The organism is Collinsella aerofaciens, assembly GCF_039752955.1.
In the GTDB taxonomy this organism is placed as follows: domain Bacteria; phylum Actinomycetota; class Coriobacteriia; order Coriobacteriales; family Coriobacteriaceae; genus Collinsella; species Collinsella aerofaciens_BI.
The window spans coordinates 1-19918 of sequence record NZ_JBDMHB010000038.1 but is presented as its reverse complement, the minus strand read 5'-3'; the positions used below and the strand labels follow the sequence as shown (position 1 = coordinate 19918).

The following is a 19918-nucleotide window of genomic DNA, read 5'->3' as shown; positions in this document are numbered from 1 at the left end:
CCATGTATTTGTGGCTCGTTCTCGTGATGTTGATTTGCGCAGGACTGCAAACGCGGAAGGGCTATGTCGATACCAATCGTTTTGGGCAAACCGAGCATCTTCCTGTTGGATATTTCCTACTTCTCAGCGGTCTTAGCGGCGCCGCGTTCGCGCTTGTTATTGCCGCAATGCGCTGTATCGCTGAGGCGCAGATCGTACCGCTCGAAAGCGTCTTTTGGTTGGCGAACCTGGCCACGGGCGTGTTCTGCGGTGCGACGATTTTCGCGGCCACGTTTGCTGGCCTGTGCGCAACGTTTTTCACGGCGAAAAGACGCCGTGCCAAGCTCGAGGCAGAACTCGACTCCTCTGACGATATCTAATGCGTAATGGGCTGGCTCTGGGTATCCAGAACCAGCCCATTTGATGTTCGATGAGCCGAGTCGACGTCTCTCACAAAAGTAACTAGGAGCTAGCGAGGCCTATCCGAATTGGCCTCATTGGCGGTGTCGATCTCGAGCGCCGTGCGGCGGGCACTGTAGGCGACGAGGCCGGCGCCTGCCGCGGCGAGTGCTGCAGCGGCTGCCGTGAGGGGAACGTTGGCATCGCCCGTGCCCGCAAGCGCGCCCGCTTTTCCGGAGCGCTTGTTATTGCCGTGGTCCTTGCCACTGCCGGAGCTGCTTCCGCCGGAGCCGCCGCCCTCGTCAGTACCGCCGCCACTTGAGCCACCATCGCCGTCCGCCGTCATCGGGGCGTCGTGAAGCCCTGTGGCGTCCGCGCTGTCGCATACGCCGACCTGAACTTCTGAGCGTTCGCATGCCGCGTCGGGCACGTGGAGCTCATGCAGTACAGCACCCAGCGCCGAGTTCGCGCCCGGTCGAATTTCTTCGAGCGTTACGGGATCGAGCGCCACCAGATTACGCGCCTTCGCATACAGCGTTACGCGTTTGCCCACTTCGTCGCTCCAACTCTCGGGGATGGCGAAGCTCATACGGAACTGTGCCGTGCAACCCGGTGCCAGCACGGCGTTGCCGTTGTCGGCTACCAGCGGGTGCGTTGCAAAACGTGCGCCCAGCGTCTCGAGCGCGTACTTCACGTGTGCCATATCGTTGGCCGAAGCGTCCTCGGCAAGCTCTGGATCGTAGATCGAAGCCATGCGTGCGTTCACTCCGAATCCGATGGATGCGCTGGAGAACGGCTGGCTGGAGCCCTCTCGGTACAGATCGATCGTGCCGGCGGTCAGTAAGGTGTTGCCGTCGTTTCGCACCGTGACCATGAAGGATTCGCCTGCTGCTCCGGGCACCACCGCGCCCGAGGTAGCAACGGCGCCCGTCGGAGTGGCACACGCCACCAAGGGCACTTCGATGTCGTGCAGCTCTGCCTCGCTCTTCTCCGCGCTCACAATGTGCGTGGCGAGCGCGGAGAGCATGCCTCCCGACGTCAAAAATGTCGTTATCTGATCGATGGGATGGTCCAGCTCGCACATCACGAACGGCTCCGTGAACAGATCGCCTGCCAAGGTGCTGGCGAAGATGCGGAAGTGCTTGCCCATCACTGCTACCGGGTTGCCTTCTTCGTCGTAGGTCTGTCCCACCTTGCCATCGGTGTTCTCTACATAGAGCACGCACCTGCCGTTGTTGCTTACGCTAAACGATGCCGGGCCACAGCCTGCGGCACCCACGGGCTCCGACGCAAATGCCGCCGCGCCTCGCGTCCAAGTAATATGCTGCAGCTGCTCGTTGACGGTGGCCAAAAAGCCCGTGTGCTGCGGCCACGGCACCGCACGGGGTACCGTGGCGTCTGGTGACATAACGCCCCAGCCCGCAATGGACTGGCCGATCACGGCGTACGATGCGCAGCCGCAACCGTCTGCGGTCTCGTACGCAACGGGCACCACCATTTTGCCGTTGATATCCTCGGGCTCGCCCAGTTCGATACTCGACGGTGCTTGCGGAAAGCGGAGAACTTGGCGGAACGTCAGGCTGTCGCCCGAAACGTCCGACCACAGGGTAAAGCACTCCAGCGCAACCTCAGCCTCGCTGCCGAGTGCCTTTTCTGCGGTGGTTCCGCGGCGGTGGAGGTAGGCACCCGACAAGCGCCCGTCGACGAGCGTCTTGCCCACCGTGATACGCGGGCACTGCAGGCAATGGTAGCCATCCTCTTGCAGGCGGCCGCGCGAGATGCTGCGCCATGACGTATGCGACACCACGCGGATCTCGTCATTACTTATACGCAGGCGCACAACGGACAGTATGCCGGCTGTGCTTGCCGTATCGAAAAGGGTGTTGTCGCCGTCGGGGCGCTCGCCCGAGACCAGCAACACGTAGGCGTCCTGGTTTTCTCTTCCGTCCGTATATTCCACCACGTCGAAGTCGTAATCGTATATGCCGTCGCGCTCCACGTCGCCCTCGCCAAACCCAAGGGGAAAGTCCACGGGCGTGGGAGCGGACCACGTGCCGTTTGCCTTTGTGTGCACCACCAGACGCGAGCGGCCATTGTCGCCGTAGCGCACCGAGGCGATACGGAACAGGCACTCTACGCCGGCGATAATCGCCAGCTTCATGTGAGCTTCGCTGAGAACGCCGGTAAACAGCACGTTGTCGCTCGAGGGCTTGATTCCGCCACGCTCGTCCTCCGATACACCAGCAGAATTGGCGTTGGGGTCCGCAACGGCGTTCGCCGCCTGCCTGATATGGGTGTACTCATACATCGGCGCGGCGTTTTCGTCGTTCTCTATCAGTGCGTGGACGAAATGCTCGACCTGTCCCGTGTCGTCGCTTTCTGCATCCGCCTCGAGCTCAATGCACGTGACCGCTTGATCCCAATCGCGCACGACAGGCGCGACGTTTATCGCGGTGGCTGCAACCTCGGCGCGTGCGAGCAGCTCGGCGTTGGTGACGATGGTGGCCGATGCGATAAATTGCGGCACGCCGCCCGCCTCGATGTTGCCGGGCGTGCCGAAGCGGGCATCCAGCGTGTAAGGCGTATCTCCACCCAATGCGAGCTCAGAGCGCTGGAGCACATACTGGTCGCCATTGTTCACCGACATATTCCACGAATCGAGGAGTGTGGGCCACGACCCCGACCAAGCCTTGGTGGTCCACTTGAACATTACGAACTGGAGTATCACATCGACATCGACGTCTGCACCTACGCGCAGTCGCGGAAGCTGGTGTCCATCTGCCTTCTCGTACCCAATGAACAGCGTGAGGGATGCGGCGCCGCGCACGGCAGACGAAGCGACGCCTGCAACGCCAGCGCCAAAGGTGACGGCAAGCCCGATCTGGATGGTGAACGAGCCCGAGGTGTTTGAATAGTCGAGCGAAATGTTTTTAAAAAACGCCGCGCCGCTGCCGTGCGTGTGGGCACCCACGGCGAGCGCCAGCTTCGCCAGCACCCAGGGGTTGACGTTTAGGAAAAACGGCACCGGTCCTAGGGTAAACTGCTCGGTCCAGTTGAGGTCGGTTTTTACCTGGAAGAGGGCCTTAATATTGCCGAATGCGGGATCGTTGTTGTCGCCCCAGGTTTTGCCCACCCAGTCGTAGGCGAGCGAGCCGTACAGCTGTGTGGCGATATCCATCGTGAATAGCAGCGTGCAATGGTGGCGAAGGAGCTTGGTGTTTCTTGGATCGGTGCCCGAACCGGCACTCATGCTCTTATATTGATTCCACTTCCCCTCCATTTCGTCGAGGTAGCGGTTTGCCTGCTTGGCACCCGACTCGCGCGGTGACTTCTTCCAGTACTCCGGATCCGGATTGCCCGAATCGTTCATATAGCTGGCTGGTTTGTATCCTCCGCCAAACAGCACGTATCCAGCAAACGAGAAATCGAACAAAATGGGGAACGCGGGCATCCAGCAGGTGAACTTGTTGCCGCCAATGCCGGGGAACGCTGCTGGGAAATCAAACGGAGTAATCTCTTGGTCCATGGTGGTGGGGACGATAGTGGTCGAGCCCGATTCCGCCTTTGCGGCCGGCGCGGTGACAACGGCCATGGGGGAGGAGAGTGTATAGGTCTTGCCCTGATAGTCGAGGACAAAGCGCAGCTTGCATCCTTCCTCCAGAAGGTTTGACGCTGCATCGAGGAACTTGTCTTCGAGTGTGAACGTCGCCAGATTATCCGCGCCCGATGCGCTGGCCTTGATCTGACCGATCTGCGTGACGGTTTCGGGTGAGCTGCCCGCGGCAGGCGTCACTTTGTTGATGTGCAGCGTTGCCTGTCCACCCTGCGGCAGATGCGCCTGCACGGTAAAGGCGTGCGTGTCGGGTTGGTCGTTTCCGGCGTCGTCCTTCGGCAGTGCCATAAACGTGGCGTCGGCGTACTGGATGTCCCATTCGTCGAATGTGAGCTGGCGGAAGTACGGCTCGCCGTCGGAAAGCGGACGCGTGGGCGCGGTTATGGCGGTGCCGCCCTGGATACGCGCAAGGGGAATCTCGACATCACGGTAGCCCGCCATGCTAATGGAGATGCCGCCGTTAAAGTCGTACGCGTCGAGAAGCGTCGCCTCGTCCACGTAGCCTTCCGAAAGCGGCGCGACCTCAAAGATGGCCGTGCCTTCGTCATCGGTCGTGGCGGCGAGTTGCTTGCCTGCGGCATAGCGCGATGTGAGCGTGACCTGGGCACCCGTGATGGGCGTATTCTTGTTGGCAACGTCGACCACGACCACACCAAACATGGTGCGCGAGAGAACGAGCACCCTGAAGGGGTCTTTTTCGTCGGCATGGGCTTCGGTGGGCGCGAACGGCAATATGAAGGCGTTTGCGCTTCCCGGCACGCGCGGCAACATAACGCTCGCCAGCGAGGACGCTCCGGCAACAAGTAACGAACGGCGATCAAGCATCTTTGGCTCCCATCCCGCAGGTATCGGTGGAAATAATCCAATTTTGCGAGAAGGCGCCACGTGGCGGTAGTGCCGTTCGATGGCCAAAATGTCCAATTTGAGCGCGCGAAAGCGTCGGGCCCCCGGGACGCTTTCGATATGCCAGGTAGTCTGGCCGCTAACGCAACATATGCGCGACCAGCTCGGCGCGAGTTCCGATACCAAGCTTGGCATACACTCCTGATAGGCGGTTTTTGACGGTACCCGGCGATACTCCCATATGGCGTGCGATTTCGGCGTTGGTCCACCCGCGACAGGCGAGCATGGCCATGGTGAATTCCGTGGTCGTTAGATCGTCGGCCACGTCCTCGCCCGAATCGGGGTTGTGGATGCGCCGCCAGCCGTAGCTGAATCGATACGTAATCTCGATGATGCGTGCGAAGTCGTCAGGGTATTGCGTTTTTAGACACGCCTCGATAAGCCCCTGCAAAAGGCGTGGTGCTCGCCGATGAGTTCGATAAGGCCGTCGGGACGCGCAACGTCCCAAGCGGCTCCGAAGTGTGCCTTTGCGGTGTCGATGTCCTTGAGGCTCATGCAGGCCATGGAAGCCGACAAGTGCAGGAACAGCTCCGAGATGGGATAACTTCCCTGTTTCATGATCAGGGCGTTTTCCGCCATGCCCAGACTGCGGCCATATTCGCCGCGCAGGTACAGGGCATGCGCCATCACGTAGCTGGCGAACAGGCGCAGGCCTTCGGGCAGATGCGCCGCAAGTGGATAAAACTCTTCGGCGGAATGCGGGGAAGGCAAGTGCAGCAGGACGCTCGCAGCGGAGGCGAACAGGATATGCGTGGCGTGGACGGCGGGCGATTCCTCGTCAGTTGGCGCATCGAGGATGCCCGCAAGGCAACGGCGGGCATCGGCGATACGGTTGAGCGACAGACTGGCATATCCGCAGATAAGGCATGCGGAATAACGCAGTGCGGGGTCGGTGGCGTCAAGATAGGGGCGTGCTGTCTCGGCGGCGGGTGTGGCCTGTCCGCGAAAGTACAGCGCTTCTGCCGTGGCGATGGTGCGTGAATCGGGGTCGGAAATGCCTGCAACCGCAGCGTCAATCTGCCCCGGCACAAAGGCAGTGCACATCAACGGCATGGGAATGCGCGGGTAGCCATCGCAGTCCATCTTCCATCTCCCATCAGGTGGCAACAATGCAGCAATTGTACTCCTGTTGCTCGGGACCCCTTTCGTTTTACTGTTCGGTTAACGCTGCGGATCGTTTTGGAAGGCTTACGAGCATGGTGGTCCCGTTCTCGGAACTTGCTTCGACCTCTACCGTGCCACCGTGAAGCGCTGCAATCTCCCAAACGAGCGCTAGTCCGAGTCCTGCGCCGCCATATGCCCTGCTGCGGGATTTGTCTAGACGAAAGAACGGCTGGAAGATGCTCTCTCGGTATTGCTTGGGTATTCCCAGGCCCTCATCTTTGACTCGCAGGAGCACGTGGCTGTCGCTGTCGCTGATGGAGACGTTGACAGTCGAGCCGGAGCGGCTGTAACGGATGGCGTTTTCGACCAGATTAAACACCAGCCGATAGAGGAGCGCATCGCTCCCGATTACTAAAGCGTCTCCAGCACAATTGAGGGCTATGCCCTTATTTTCGGCAAGTGGCGCAAGGTCGGTGAGGACCTCTTCGGACAAGGGACCAAGTTCAACATCGTCCTCGCAAGGAACGCTGCGGAGCTCACTCATCTCGAGTAATACCTTGGTCATTCGAGACATGCGCTCGGTTTGCTCTTGTAGCAGGCCGAGCAGCTCGGCTGTTTCGGGTTGCAAACCGGAGTGCTCGGAGATGAATAGTTCAATCTGTGCTTGCATAAGGGCGAGCGGGGTGCGCAGCTCGTGTGCGGCGTTGCCGGTAAACTGACGCTGTGCAGAGAACCCTTCGCCAAGACGGGCGATCATGTCGTTGAAAGAGGCGCTGCATCGTTGTAGCTCGGTGGGCACATCTTCACTGAGTCTGATTTCGCTTAGGTTGTCAGGCTGCACGCGCTCAACCTGGGCTGCAAAAGCCCGTAGCGGTTTGAGTGCACGGCCGCTCACAAAGTATGCCAGCACGCCGCCAAGGAGTGTGACTCCAGCCGTGATGTACCAAGCTGTCGTGCCAAAAGATTCCTGTGCGTCGTTTACGACGATCGTGACCTTGTCATCGGGGGTCGCTTTCGTTGGGTCGAACACCTGGGGCGAATCCGCGCCGGCAGCGTTAAAGGCCGAGATGTCACTGCCGATGGCATCCATATAGCGCATGCCCGTATAGCCGACCAGGCAGTTCGTCAGCACGCACGCCGCACACGTCAGCAGCGCCGTCATGATCGTTATGCGCCATTGCAGCGAAAGCCTTTTCATTCGCTATCCTCCATAACGTAGCCCTCTCCAATCCGATTGCGAATCGGGTCGTATCCCAAAGCGCTGCGCAACTTTTTTCGGAGCGACGAGATGTGAACGCGGGTTGCGTTGCTAAAGCTGTTCACGCTGCTATCCCAAACGTGCTCGATAAGCTCCTCTTGACTTATCGGACGCCCCTGATTAAGCATCAGGTATTCCAAGATTCCCGTTTCCTTGCGTGTAAGAGATAGAGCCTCTCTGTCCACGGAAGCGATGCGCGCCTTGGTGTCAAAGCGGAGCTTTCCGCAGGCTAAAACTATGTCGCTTTGTGTAAAGCGTCTGAGGGTAAGGCTGCGAATTCTTGCCGCAAGCTCGTCCAGATGAAACGGCTTGGTGAGGTAATCGTTGGCCCCGGCATCGAGTCCGGCGACTTTATCGGATACTTCGCCACGTGCGGACAGAATCAGTACCTTGGTCTCGCAGTCAGTTTTCCTAAGTTCCCTGAGTACGGTCATGCCGTCGATACGGGGAAGGTTGAGGTCGAGTACCACGAGGTCGAAGGCCTCAACGTCCAGTAGGTCGAGCGCCTCCTGTCCGTCGTGACAGCAGTCGACGCTGTACGCCAAGTTTCGCAAGCTGCGCGCGATTGCGTCACACAGCGCCTGCTCGTCCTCGACGATCAAAATACGCATAACAGTCTCCTTGCACATTTCAAATCGCGCTTAACACGGATTTTATAGCCGATATGGTCCAATGGTCGCGTAACGAAAGGAGTGGTCAGGTTGTTCAAAGCGGTAAAACCCGTGGTACAGGTCGCTTTGTTGATCGTCGGAATTGCCATGGTGTGCTTTGGCGTTATGCGTGGCGAGGCGGATGCCGTGCTGGCCAAGGCGATTAGGCTGTGCTTGGAGTGTATCGGAATTGGATAAAAGAGAAAACACTGCGTCGCATGTTTTGGCCCGATTTCGCGGATTCATTCAGGCGGCGGCAACACTTATTACCAACATTCACCTGCCAAACTTTGCCAAAGGCGGCATCTATCAGGGCGCGGGAAAAACGGTCTGCGTACCTGGACTTAATTGCTATTCGTGTCCCGCGGCATCGGGTGCGTGCCCCATCGGGTCGTTCCAGTCGGTGGTAGGTTCATCCAGGTTCAACTTTTCTTACTATGTTACCGGTACGCTCATTTTGCTCGGCGTGCTGCTGGGACGCTTTGTATGCGGCTTTCTGTGCCCGTTTGGCTGGCTTCAGGAGCTGCTTCACAAGATTCCCGGCAAAAAGTTCTCCACGAAAAAGATTAAACCGCTCACGTACATCAAGTACGTCGTGCTGCTGTTTGCCGTGGTACTGCTGCCCGTCTTGGTGGTTAACGACGTGGGCATGGGCGACCCGTTCTTTTGCAAATACGTCTGTCCGCAGGGCGTGCTCGAGGGCGCCATTCCTCTGGCCATTGCCAATGCTGGCATTCGATCTGCGTTGGGACATCTCTTTACTTGGAAACTTGTCGTTCTCATTGCCGTGGTAGTGCTGAGCGTTTTGTTCTACCGCCCCTTCTGCAAATGGATTTGTCCACTCGGCGCATTCTATGCGCTCATGAATAAGGTATCCCTACTGGGGATCCGGGTCGATGCATGCAAATGTGTCTCGTGCGGCAAGTGCTCAAAGGTTTGTCAGATGGACGTTGATGTGGTCCGCGCGCCCAATCATGCCGAATGCATCCGGTGCGGAAAGTGCATCGGGGCCTGTCCCGTCGATGCCATCAGCTATCGCTACGGCCTGGATGTGTCGGCGGAAAAGCTCCCCTTGACCGCCGATAAAAAGTAAACAAGCTTCGACAAAACGGAGGAATGACCATGAAGCTTTCTAAAATTGCGGCCCTGTTTATGGTGCCGGTGCTGGCCTTGTGTCTTGTGGCGTGTTCGTCACCCGGTGGCAATGCGAGCGAATCTGCGGGCTCCGATCCTAAGATCGCAGAACTCACTGCGCAGAAGCCGACCAATGCCGACGAGGCCGCCGAGCTGTATGCAAAACTCATGCAAAAGGAGAATGATATCTTTTCGAGTGATAACGCGCTGTGGGAAAAGGTATTCAATGCGGCAAATAAAGACTCGGCAATGATTGAGGATGGCAGCAATTACGGCGATTTCCTGCTCAAGACCATCGACGGCGCCAAGGATGAGTTCACGGCGGATGAGCTTAAGACGCTCAAGGCCGGTGCACAGCAGATCAAGGAGATCGAGGACAAGCTCGAGAGCTTGGAGAAGGAGTTCCCCGGCTGTGGAAGCACGCCGAGCGAAGGCGAGAGCGTCGACGCTTCGGCCGCTGGCATGACGGCTGGTGCCAATGCTTCGAACGAGGCGACGAAGTTCCCTAGCTTTACGGGCAAAGACCTGGATGGCAACGACGTGAACAGCGACGAGCTGTTCTCTAAGAACAAGGTCACCGTCATGAACTTCTGGTTCACCACTTGCAAGCCGTGCGTGGGTGAGTTGGGCGACCTTGAAGACCTGAATAAGGAGCTTGCCAAGAAGGGCGGGCAGGTCGTGGGCGTCAATTCCTTTACGCTCGATGGCAACAAGGGCGAGATTGCAGATGCCAAGGACGTGCTGAGCAAGAAGGGCGTGACATATAAGAACATCTGGTTCAAGTCGGATAGCGAGGCCGGTAAGTTTACGTCAAATTTGTTCTCGTTCCCGACAACGTATGTCATCGATCAGAATGGCAACATCGTAGGGGATCCAATCGTGGGAGCCATCAGCTCCGCCGAGCAGCGCGCAGCACTCAACAAACTTATCGACCAGGCGATTGCGAATAGCGAGCAGTAGGTTCGAATGTGGCAAAGGGACAGTCCCTTTGCCACATTGTCAATGCCATGTGCGGGATGGTGCGCCACGCGACGTGCCGTCCCGTTCGTTTTTGTGCGGTTCCCAACATTCCTCACTGGCACCGGCAAAACAGTTTCCATTGATACGGCTCCTAGAGACCCAGAAGGGCACACATAACGGCCTTGATGGTGTGCTGACGGTTCCCTGTCTCACGGAAGATGACCAAAGCGTTGGCCTCAAAGCGCTCGTCGGCAATCTCAAAGCCCTCGGTGATGATCTTGCGGTACAGGTCATTCTTGCGACAGTTGACTTTTGCTGCTCCCTATTATTCCTGATAGATTAGACCATGGGAGAAGGAGTCGCAGATGACCATGGTGCAAAACGTTGTAGAGAAGCTCCCTTTTTGGGCGCATCTGTCTTCTGACGAGAGGACGCTCGTTTTGGGGCAAGCCGCCTTGCGCACCTTCGATGCCGGCCAGCTTATCGGCGGCAGCGATAGCTCCTGTACCGGCATGTTCCTTATCGTTCAGGGTGGTGTCCGCGTCAGCCTCCTTTCCGAGGAAGGCAAGGAGATCACGCTCTTTAGGATTGGGTGCGGCGAGTGCTGCGTTACAACAGCTTCGTGCGTAATTCGGCAAATCTCCTTTGGCACGTTGGCTGCCGCAACAGAGAAATCCGAGCTCCTTATTGTGCCTATCGGTGTTTGCGAGCATCTTGCCAGCAACAATATTTTCGTCAAAGTCTTTATGCTCGAAGTGGAGGCGCGGCGCTACTCTCAGGTGGTTCGTGTGCTCCAACAGATGCTTTTCCGACGTCTCGACCAGCGTGTTGCCGACTATTTGGTTGAGCGATGCCAGGCAACGGGGTCAATGGAGCTCCGGGTCACTCAAGACGAGCTGGCGCGTGACATCAACTCTGCCCGCGAGGCGGTGACGCGCGTGCTGCGTCGTCTTGCCAATGAAGGTCTTGTCGAGGTGAAGCGCGGGCGAATCCTTGTTCTGGATGTCGACGGTTTGACACGCCTGCCGTAGCGATGGCTTTGCCATGGTGCCTATCCGTCCAGTGCCTGGCACTCGCTTTTAAGAAAAAATTGTCCCATACGGTGACTTGGTCACGGAACCGGTCTGCGCCTTCCGGGCATACTGGCATCAAACGATAGGGCAAGCGAGCAAAGGAGCTCATCATGGGATTGTTCAATCTATTTGCTGGGGTGGATATCAACAAAGGTGTTGAAGAGTGCCGTGCGACCGAAGGTGCGGTGTTGATCGATGTGCGTGGCGCCGATGAGTATCGGCAGGGACATATCCCCGGTGCCATCAACATTCCCCTCGATGTCGTCAATCGCGTGCTTGTCGAGTATCCAAAGAAGGATACGCCTCTGTTCGTGCATTGCCTGAGTGGCGCTCGTAGCGGTCGCGCTGCGAGCTTTCTTCAGCGTGCGGGCTACGTCAACGTGAAGAACATCGGCGGAATCAATAGCTACAGCGGAAGGGTGGTGCGTTAACTATGAAGGTGGTTATCGTGGGGGGCGTTGCTGGCGGTGCATCGGCGGCAGCGCGCTTGCGCAGGCTTGACGAGCAGGCGGAGATTGTCGTTTTTGAGCGCACAGGTTATGTCTCCTATGCTAACTGCGGATTGCCATACTTTATTGGCGGCGTGATTGAGGAGGAGTCTGCGCTCACGCTGCAATCGCCCGAGGGCTTCTGGAATCGATTCCGCATTGCCGTGAAGACGAGCCACGAGGTGATCGCCATTCATCCCGAGGTGCATACGGTTGACGTTCGCGACCTGCTCACCGGCGAGGAATTTGTCGAGACGTATGACAAGCTGATTCTTTCGCCAGGCGCGCATCCCATTCGCCCCGCTCTTCCGGGAATCGATTTGGATAAGATCTTTAGCCTTCGAACGGTAGAGGACACGCTGCGCATTCATGGTTATGTGCAAGAGCATGAGCCGAGGAGCGCCGTGGTGATCGGTGGCGGCTTTATCGGTGTTGAGGCTGCCGAGAACCTGCGTGGCTTGGGTCTCGAGGTGACGCTTTTGCAGCGCCCCGGGCAGCTGATGAACAACCTGGACTACGACATGGCGACGCTGCTTCATGCAGAGGTCCGCGAGCATGGCATTGACCTGCGCCTTCGTGCCGACGTTACGGGCTTTGAGGAGGCCGATGGCCGTGTGGTCACACATGTGGCGGGCGATGATTCCATTATGGCCGATATGGTGCTACTCGCTATCGGCGTTGCGCCCGAGAGCCATTTGGCAAAGAAAGCTGGTATCGAGCTGGGCATCAAGGGCTCCATTGTGGTGAACGACCGCATGGAGACGTCTGCTCCTGACGTATATGCCGTGGGTGATGCCGTGCAGGTCAAGCATCAGGTGACGGGTGAGGACGCGGTGATTTCCCTTGCAGGCCCCGCTAATAAGCAGGGACGTATCGTCGCCGACGTGATTTGTGGCTTAGACAGTCGCTATCAGGGCTCGCTGGGTTCTTCGGTAATCAAAGTGTTCGACTTGACAGCTGCGAGCACGGGCCTTTCTGTGAAGGCAGCGCGTGCGACGGGAATCGATTACGAGAGCGTCGTGCTGTCACCTGGATCGCATGCGGGTTATTATCCCGGGGCCACGCCCATGACCATGAAAGTTGTGTTTGAGAGGGAAACCTTGCGTCTGCTGGGCGCGCAGATTGTGGGCATCGATGGCGTGGACAAGCGCATCGATGTGCTGGCGACGGCAATCCAGGCCGGTATTCGGGCCGATAAGCTCAAGGATTTGGATTTGGCTTATGCGCCGCCATATTCTTCGGCGAAAGACCCGGTGAACATGGCCGGTTTTTTGATCGAAAACGTGGGCTCGGGCATGCTCAAGCAGTGGCATTGGGAGCAGGAACCGGATCTGCCGCGCGATGGTAGTGTGCAGCTGCTCGATGTCCGTATGGTCGGCGAGTATGACCGCGGACATATCGACGGCTTTGTGAACATTCCCGTCGATGACTTGCGTGCTCGCTTGGGGGAGCTTGACGTGACAAAGCCTGTTTATGTTATTTGCCAAAGTGGTCTTCGCAGCTACATTGGCTGCCGCATCCTCGCTCAGTACGGTTTTGACTGCTATAACTTCTCGGGTGGCTATCGCTTCTTTGCTGCTGTGACTAAAGACCATCGCGGTAGCGATAACGTGATGCCGTGTGGATTGGAAAAGTAAGGCCTTTTGAGCGGCGAGTATGACAATGACAAGATGGGGTAGGAAAAACCGCATCAAATGCGAACTGTGGGGGAGAGCGGGCGAGCGCGCCCGCGTGGGAGAGGTTGCCGTCCATGCTGGAGCTCAAGGGTATTTGCAAAAGGTACGTTACGCAGTCGTTTACGCAGGTGGCGCTCGACGACGTAAGCCTGTCTTTTCGCGATAACGAGTTCGTGGCCATTCTGGGCCCCTCGGGCTCGGGCAAAACTACGATGCTCAACGTTATCGGTGGGCTGGACCACTTTGATTCCGGCGACCTGCTCATCGACGGCATCTCGACCAAGGACTTTCGCGATCGCGATTGGGATGCCTACCGTAACAACCGCATCGGCTTTGTGTTCCAAAGCTATAACCTCATTCCGCATCAGACCATTTTGGAAAACGTGGAGCTGGCGCTTACGCTCACGGGCGTGGGGCATGCCGAGCGCTGCCAGTGTGCACGCGAGGCGTTGGAGAAAGTCGGCTTGGGGGAGCATGTTAACAAGCGCCCGAGCCAGCTTTCGGGTGGACAGATGCAACGCGTGGCCATCGCCCGCGCCCTGATCAATGATCCCGAGATCGTGCTAGCCGACGAGCCGACCGGCGCCTTGGATTCAACGACATCCGTACAGGTCATGGACTTGCTTAAGGACGTGGCGCGCGACCGCCTGGTCATCATGGTCACGCATAATCCCGAGCTGGCGTACCAATATGCCACGCGCATCGTCAACCTGGCGGACGGCAGGATTACCGACGATTCCGATCCCTTTGATGTTGCCAAGGCCGCGCGTCGTGAGGCCAAGCCTACGCGCAAAACCTCGATGAGCTTTGTGACGGCGCTGGGGCTTTCTGCCCGAAACCTCATGACCAAGAAGGGTCGCACGGCCATGACGGCCTTTGCAGGTTCGATTGGCATTATCGGCATTGCGGCGATCCTAGCGCTGTCCAACGGAGTAAACGGCTACATCAAAAAGGTCGAGGAGGATACGCTTTCGAGCTACCCGCTCACCATTTCCAAGCAGGATTACGACCTGTCGTCCATGATGGGCAGGCAGGGGGCCACGGATGATGGCTCGTCTGAAAACATGGATTCGTCCGACGACAGCGCCGGCGGCAAGGCTAAGGGAACCGATAAGATCCCCGTGGTTACGGCCGTAAAGGACATGTTTGCAAGCGTTAAGTCCAACGACATGACGAGTTTTAAGGCATGGCTCGATGCCGGTGGCGACGGAATCGATAAAGAGGTCAACGCCATTCAGTACGGCTACGGTGTATCGCCGGTTGTCTATCGTGCCGGCAAGGGCGATGAGAAGCCTGTCCGGCTGGTGCCCAACGCCATGACCGAGGCCATGAGCGGAGGCGCGAGCTCGGCGGCAACGGTGAGCATGGAATCCATGGGAACCTCGGTCTTTAACGAGATGATTGAAGACCAGAGCCTGCTCAACAGCCAGTACGATGTCGTCGCCGGCCATTGGCCTACGTCTGCTAACGAAGCCGTAATGGTGCTTTCGAGCCGTGGCACGGTGGGCGACTACACGCTCTATAGCATCGGTGCGTTGGATATCGATGAGCTCAACGATCTGGTAAACAGCGCTATGACGGCTGACGGTGGGGTCGAAACGCCCGAGACCGGCACCGACTTTACCTACGACGATGCACTGTCCACGACGTTTAAGGTGCTGTCGCCGGCCGATGCGTATCGCAAAAACGAAGAGACCGGCATGTGGACCGATATGTCTGGCGACACCGACTTTATGGCCGCCAAGGTTGCCGACGGTATCGACGTGCACATTGTGGGCGTGGTGCGACCCAACGAGACCGCCAACGCGAGCGCGTTGTCCCCGGGCATTGCCTACACGCATGCGCTGACTCGCCAGCTTATGGAGCGCGCCGCCGATTCGCAGATTGTGCAGGAGCAGCTTGCCCACACCGAGACGGATGTCTTTACGGGCAAAACCTTCGACGAACTGCAAGGCGAGGCCAAGCAAGGCGTTGATCTGGGCAGCATGTTCAGTGTGGACGAGGCGGCGCTCAAGAGTGCGTTTTCATTTGATGCGTCTGCGCTCTCGGGTGCGGCCGGCGGTATGGACCTGTCTGGTCTTGACTTGTCCGGGCTGGACATTGACCTTTCGGGCGTTGGGGAGGATATCGACTTCAGCGACATCATGGCCAAAGCGCCGGCCCCAGATTTCTCGGGTATCTTTGACGGTCTGGAGCTCACGCCCGAGCAAATGCAGCAGGTGGGAACGCTTGCCAACCAACTGTTTGAGGGCTTTTTGCAGTCTGATCAGTTTAAGGCGCTGACGCCCGAAGAACTTAAGGATGCCTCAAAGCTTGCTGCTGCATTTTCGACGTATCTTGAGAGCGATGCCACGGCGCAGCAAATCCTGGCTCAGCTCAAGGCACTCGGTGGCGATGCCCTGGCCGAGCGCCTGCAACAGGCGATGACCGACTATGTGCAAAAGCAGCTGGCTCCGTATCTGCAACAGGCTATGGATCAGGTGATGAAGGCGATCAGCGAGCAGATAGCATCGACGGTATCGTCCCAGCTCAAGGCGGGCGCGGCAGGGCTCATGGACCAGATGGCGACACAGATGTCTTCGAGTTTTGCCAACCTGGCGAGCGCCATGCACGTGGATGCGAGTGCCTTTGCTCGTGCCATCCATTTCAACATGGACGCCGAGGATCTGAGTTCGCTCATGATGAGCTATGCCAAGGCGTCGAAGCTCACCTACGACAACAATCTGACCACGTTGGGCTATGCGGGCGAGGCAGACCCCATCTCGGTCAAGATTTTCCCGCGCGACTTTGAGGCCAAGGAGCGCGTGCTCGATCACATCGACGCGTACAACAAGCAGGTCAAAGCCTCTGGCCACGATGAACAGGCAATCTCATACACCGACTACATGGGCATCATCATGGGCTCGGTGACCGACATCGTGAACACCATCAGCTTGGTGCTCATCGCATTCGTGAGTATCAGCCTGGTGGTGAGCTCCATCATGATCGGCATCATCACCTACATCAGCGTGCTGGAACGCAAAAAGGAGATTGGCATCCTGCGTGCGATCGGCGCGTCGAAGCGTAACGTGGCCAACGTATTCAATGCCGAGACCTTTATCGAGGGCCTCATTGCCGGCGTCTTTGCTGTTGTCGTCGTGGTGGCCGTGAGCTTTCCGGTTAATGCCTGGGCGCTTACTGCCAAACAGGTACCCAATCTGATGAGCCTGCCCGTGCAGGATGCGCTGGTGCTCATTGCAATTTCGGTGCTGCTGACGGTTGTCGCTGGCCTGCTGCCGGCCCGTAGCGCATCCAAAAAGGATCCCGTGGAAGCCCTGCGCTCCGAATAATGCGACAAAAGGGTTGTTCCTTCGTCACATTGAGACCATTGCGAAATCGGGGTCTAATACTTTTCCGAGAAGTGAGCGAGTCAAAATGGACCCCCGAAGCGCTAACACTTATTGAAGACGGTTTCCTGCGGTTTTGATTGTTAAATCCTGCGGTTTTGGCGTCAGAAAATGTCGATGTTTCGGGGGTCAAAAAACGGTCGTTCACTTCTTGGAAAAGTATTAGACCTCGAGATATAGACGATGTTCGCGAGCGGCAATTAGAGCGTAAGCCTTTAGTTCTTCTTTGCAGAGAGCATGAGCCTAATTTCCGGATGGGTGTATTCGTCGAACTCTTCTTTGGGCTCGGTGTCAAAGGTGTAGTACGACCTGATAGATTCGTCTTCCGTCTTGATGCTGATTTCTTCATATAGGGAGCCGGCTAAAAATGCCTGTTTAAATTCATCCGACAGGCTGCATGGCGTGAGGAGGCCCGGTGTGGCAACGGAAATGTCCAACCCGTTGAGCGGGGCGCAGAGCGTCGCGATGTCCTGCTCGGCGCGGGCGAGGTTGTCTGCAAGGCTTGCTTCGGGATCGATCTGGCTGGTGTAATCGACGTCCGTGAGCATGCCGTCTGCATCGAAAGAAAGGTAGATATAGGCTGCTTGAGCGCCGAGGTCATTATCGCGTAGATAGCCGATTATGCGGTAGCCGTAGTCGTGATACGACTCGTATGGGTTGTCTGCTGCGACGCGTTCGCACACGGGCTCCAAGGCATCTTGCGCGATGGCGAGCTGCTCGGCGGCTGCAGCCTTTCTTACCTGAAGCGCGTTATTTCCCTGGACAAACTGCGGGATGTAGACGCCAAGCAGCACAATGGCGGGCACCACCGCGAGAGCTATGATCTGCTTCTTGACGCTTGGAATCGTCACGCCGTATGCGTTTGCCATGGCCTCGGCATTGCTCGAGGTTTCGGCTAGCACGTCTGCCGCCGTGGCGACTGCCCCTACGGCGCCGGCGACCTCGGCAGCACCGCCCAGGTTGCGCGCGAGATTGTTATCGCTGTTCTTGAGCAGGCGGCCGGCAGCTTGCGTGGCAAGCACGCCGGCGACCTCCGCGGAACGGTCCTTGTTGGTCTGGGCTACCGCGAGCCTGCTCTGCAGCTCCTTCCACTGTTTGCCCTGCATTCCAAAGCGCGGCGCAAGAGCGCAATAGCAAAAGATGGCGAGTTCGATTGCGGCGAGCGCGATGGCGGTATATATGCCCGCGGGTTGGAATTCCTTTTGGTGGAACGCGATATCGTTGATCATTTGGAGCGGCAACATCAACAGACATGCTACAAACGACATGACGAGTGCGGTCGCTGCGATCTTGGGGTATGTGCAGTATCGCCGGATGCGTTTCTTTTCTTGCTCGGTGAGTTGCTGCATGGGGTCCTCGATCCTCATCGTTTTTGGGGGCGATGCGCACGCGCTCTTTAGTATAAATGAGTGGGGCGTCTATTATTCAAACATAGTGTCAACAGCGTGGTGTTGGTGGTCGTCGCGATCATGAACGTCGTTTTTGGAGCACGGAGTCGCTGTCGTGGGGCGAATGACGCGCAAGGGGGTTGCCGTGGGACAGTCTCTCACTGTTTGTGAGCGCCAGCAAATCGAAGGTGAATGGTTTTCAGAGAAGTGAACGACCTATTCTGGACCCCTGAAGCATTCGCACTTTTGGATGCAAAACCGTAGGATTTGAGCGACAAAACCGCAGGAAATGCCTCTCCAAAAGTGTCGATGCTTCGGGGGTCCGATTTCACTCGTTCACTTCGCGGAAAACCATTCGCCTTCGTTGCGTGAGGCGACGGATGGAAGGGTGATTATCGTCAAGCTGCTACCTCTGCCTTGTGAATCATCTGGAGCACAAGGCATAATGCATGTGACAAAGGGGCGGTCCCTTTGCCGCATTGATCTGAGAGCAGATGTTGATGATTCTTTCGCTTGCCCCCATGGAGGGGATTACCGGGCATGTGTTCCGTCGCGTGCATGCGGAGTGCTTCGGCGCGCTCGATTGCTATTACACGCCGTTTTTGCCGCCGCCGCGGGTGGGAAACCGCTTTGGCGGCAAGGCGTTTAAGGAGATCGATCCTGCCAATAACCAGGGGCTCAACGTAGTGCCTCAGCTGATGTCCAAGAACGCGGACGAGTTTGTGTGGGCGGCACAGGTACTCGCCGACATGGGATATCGCGAGGTCAATCTCAACTTGGGTTGCCCCTCGGGGACGGTTGTTGCCAAGGGCAAAGGATCGGGCTTTTTGCGCAACTTGGACGAGCTTGAGGTGTTCTTGAGTGACGTGTGTGAGCGCTCTCCGCTGCCGGTATCGGTCAAGACCAGGTTGGGGTTGGAGAGCGACGACGAATACGAGCGCGTACTCGATCTATATTGCCGCATGCCGCTGGCAGAGCTGATCGTGCATCCTCGCGTACAAAAGGACCGCTATACGGGCACGCCGCGCAAGGAGTTTTATGGCGAGACGCTGGAGCGCGCGCCGTTTCCGGTGGCATACAACGGTGACATTTTTGATCTTGAGGACATGGGTGCGCTGGTGGAGGCCTATCCCGGCACACGTCATGTGATGCTGGGGCGCGGCTTGCTCGCGAACCCAGCTCTGGCTCGCATGGTCAACGGCGGTCCCGCTGCCACGGCAGCCGAACTGCAGCGCTTCCACGACACGCTGTTTGCGGCCTATGCAGAAGAGATCGGCGGCAACGCGGTCTTTCGTATGAAGGAGTGGTGGTTCTACGCCAAGTGCGCTTTCGCCGACCCCGCTACCGTTCACAAGCTCGTACGTAAGACTAAAAAGGTTGACGAATACCGCGCCGCCGTCGAGCGCGTCTTTCGCGAGCAGCCACTTGCACCCATAGCCCGCTTCCACGGCTAGTTAGTCGTTGGTGACGTTCTTTAACGACTAGTCATTTAAGAACGTCCCCAACGACTACCCGTGCCGAACCCATACAAAAACTGTACGCCAACATCCAAAGATGTCGAAAAATGTCGACTTTGGATGCTGGCGTACATGTTTGGGTCGGCGGGGGAGTGGAGTCTAGGCAATCATTGCATCGAGCGTGATGAGCTCTCTGAGTCGCTCCGTGCGTGTTTGCCCATGGCGCTTTGCTTTTGCGTCAAACGCATCAAGAACAGACTCACCCACACGTGCCGATAAAACAACGCTTGGCTCATCGGAGATCGACGGCCTTCCCAGCTTGATGGTGCGACCCTTCGGCCACTCATCTTTTTCGTATGCCTCCGCGGCGTCCGATCGCGTCGGAAATGTTGGTGTAAGCGCGCCGACGGCTGACCGCCAAACGCAAGCGGCCCCTGTCCTAGAATCTGG

The 19918-nt window shown here is 57.7% G+C and carries 15 protein-coding genes; 9 read left to right on the top strand and 6 right to left on the bottom strand.

The window, feature by feature from the left end; all coding sequences use genetic code 11:
* The coding region (locus ABHR75_RS08080; RefSeq protein ID WP_346964069.1) for a hypothetical protein at positions 1–359 on the top strand (359 nt) is incomplete at its 5' end.
* Between the two features lie 89 nt (positions 360–448).
* Here the strand turns inward: ABHR75_RS08080 and ABHR75_RS08075 are convergent.
* The 5 genes from ABHR75_RS08075 to ABHR75_RS08055 all read right to left on the bottom strand — a co-directional run bounded on the left by ABHR75_RS08075 (position 449) and on the right by ABHR75_RS08055 (position 7885).
* Complete coding sequence (locus ABHR75_RS08075) at positions 449–4816, bottom strand: hypothetical protein (RefSeq protein WP_346964068.1); 4368 nt, start codon at positions 4814–4816, stop codon at positions 449–451.
* A gap of 157 nt (positions 4817–4973) precedes the next feature.
* Positions 4974–5285, bottom strand: a complete 312-nt coding sequence (locus tag ABHR75_RS08070; RefSeq protein ID WP_346964067.1) for a helix-turn-helix domain-containing protein — start codon at positions 5283–5285, stop codon at positions 4974–4976.
* Positions 5258–5977 (bottom strand): hypothetical protein, encoded by a 720-nt coding sequence (locus ABHR75_RS08065; protein ID WP_346964066.1) that lies wholly within the window; start codon positions 5975–5977, stop codon positions 5258–5260. The genes ABHR75_RS08070 and ABHR75_RS08065 overlap by 28 nt, the downstream gene beginning before the upstream one ends.
* A 67-nt stretch (positions 5978–6044) precedes the next feature.
* Positions 6045–7196, bottom strand: coding sequence for a HAMP domain-containing sensor histidine kinase (locus tag ABHR75_RS08060; protein WP_346964065.1), 1152 nt, complete (start codon positions 7194–7196; stop codon positions 6045–6047).
* Complete coding sequence (locus tag ABHR75_RS08055) at positions 7193–7885, bottom strand: response regulator transcription factor (protein WP_430392702.1); 693 nt, start codon at positions 7883–7885, stop codon at positions 7193–7195. Before ABHR75_RS08055 ends, ABHR75_RS08060 begins: the two co-directional genes overlap by 4 nt.
* A 72-nt stretch (positions 7886–7957) precedes the next feature.
* Between ABHR75_RS08055 and ABHR75_RS08050 the strand changes: the two genes are divergently transcribed.
* From ABHR75_RS08050 to ABHR75_RS08020, 7 genes are all read left to right on the top strand, one after another.
* Positions 7958–8104, top strand: coding sequence for a CD1871A family CXXC motif-containing protein (locus ABHR75_RS08050; protein WP_040219972.1), 147 nt, complete (start codon positions 7958–7960; stop codon positions 8102–8104).
* A gap of 205 nt (positions 8105–8309) precedes the next feature.
* A complete protein-coding gene (locus tag ABHR75_RS08045; protein ID WP_430392724.1) occupies positions 8310–8999 on the top strand; it encodes a 4Fe-4S binding protein in 690 nt (229 codons plus the stop codon).
* Between the two features lie 29 nt (positions 9000–9028).
* Entirely contained in the window at positions 9029–10000 is a 972-nt protein-coding gene (locus ABHR75_RS08040) for a TlpA family protein disulfide reductase (RefSeq protein WP_346964062.1), read from the top strand.
* Between the two features lie 455 nt (positions 10001–10455).
* Positions 10456–11031, top strand: a complete 576-nt coding sequence (locus ABHR75_RS08035; protein ID WP_346964061.1) for a Crp/Fnr family transcriptional regulator — start codon at positions 10456–10458, stop codon at positions 11029–11031.
* Positions 11032–11183: 152 nt separating this feature from the next.
* On the top strand, positions 11184–11504 hold the full coding sequence (locus ABHR75_RS08030; protein ID WP_346964060.1) for a rhodanese-like domain-containing protein: 321 nt from the start codon (positions 11184–11186) through the stop codon (positions 11502–11504).
* Positions 11505–11506: 2 nt separating this feature from the next.
* Positions 11507–13198 carry an FAD-dependent oxidoreductase gene (locus tag ABHR75_RS08025; RefSeq protein ID WP_346964059.1) on the top strand — a complete coding sequence of 564 codons (1692 nt, stop codon included), beginning with the start codon at positions 11507–11509 and terminating at the stop codon, positions 13196–13198.
* A gap of 113 nt (positions 13199–13311) precedes the next feature.
* The gene (locus ABHR75_RS08020; RefSeq protein ID WP_346964058.1) at positions 13312–16566 is read left to right on the top strand and encodes an ABC transporter ATP-binding protein/permease; all 3255 of its coding nucleotides are present in this window, start codon (positions 13312–13314) and stop codon (positions 16564–16566) included.
* 272 nt (positions 16567–16838) lie between these two features.
* Here the strand turns inward: ABHR75_RS08020 and ABHR75_RS08015 are convergent, their stop codons facing one another.
* On the bottom strand, positions 16839–17852 hold the full coding sequence (locus tag ABHR75_RS08015) for a hypothetical protein (RefSeq protein ID WP_346964057.1): 1014 nt from the start codon (positions 17850–17852) through the stop codon (positions 16839–16841).
* A 659-nt stretch (positions 17853–18511) separates the two neighbouring features.
* Here ABHR75_RS08015 and ABHR75_RS08010 point away from each other — a divergent pair.
* Positions 18512–19465, top strand: coding sequence for a tRNA dihydrouridine synthase (locus ABHR75_RS08010; RefSeq protein ID WP_346964056.1), 954 nt, complete (start codon positions 18512–18514; stop codon positions 19463–19465).
* Positions 19466–19918 lie beyond the last annotated feature (453 nt).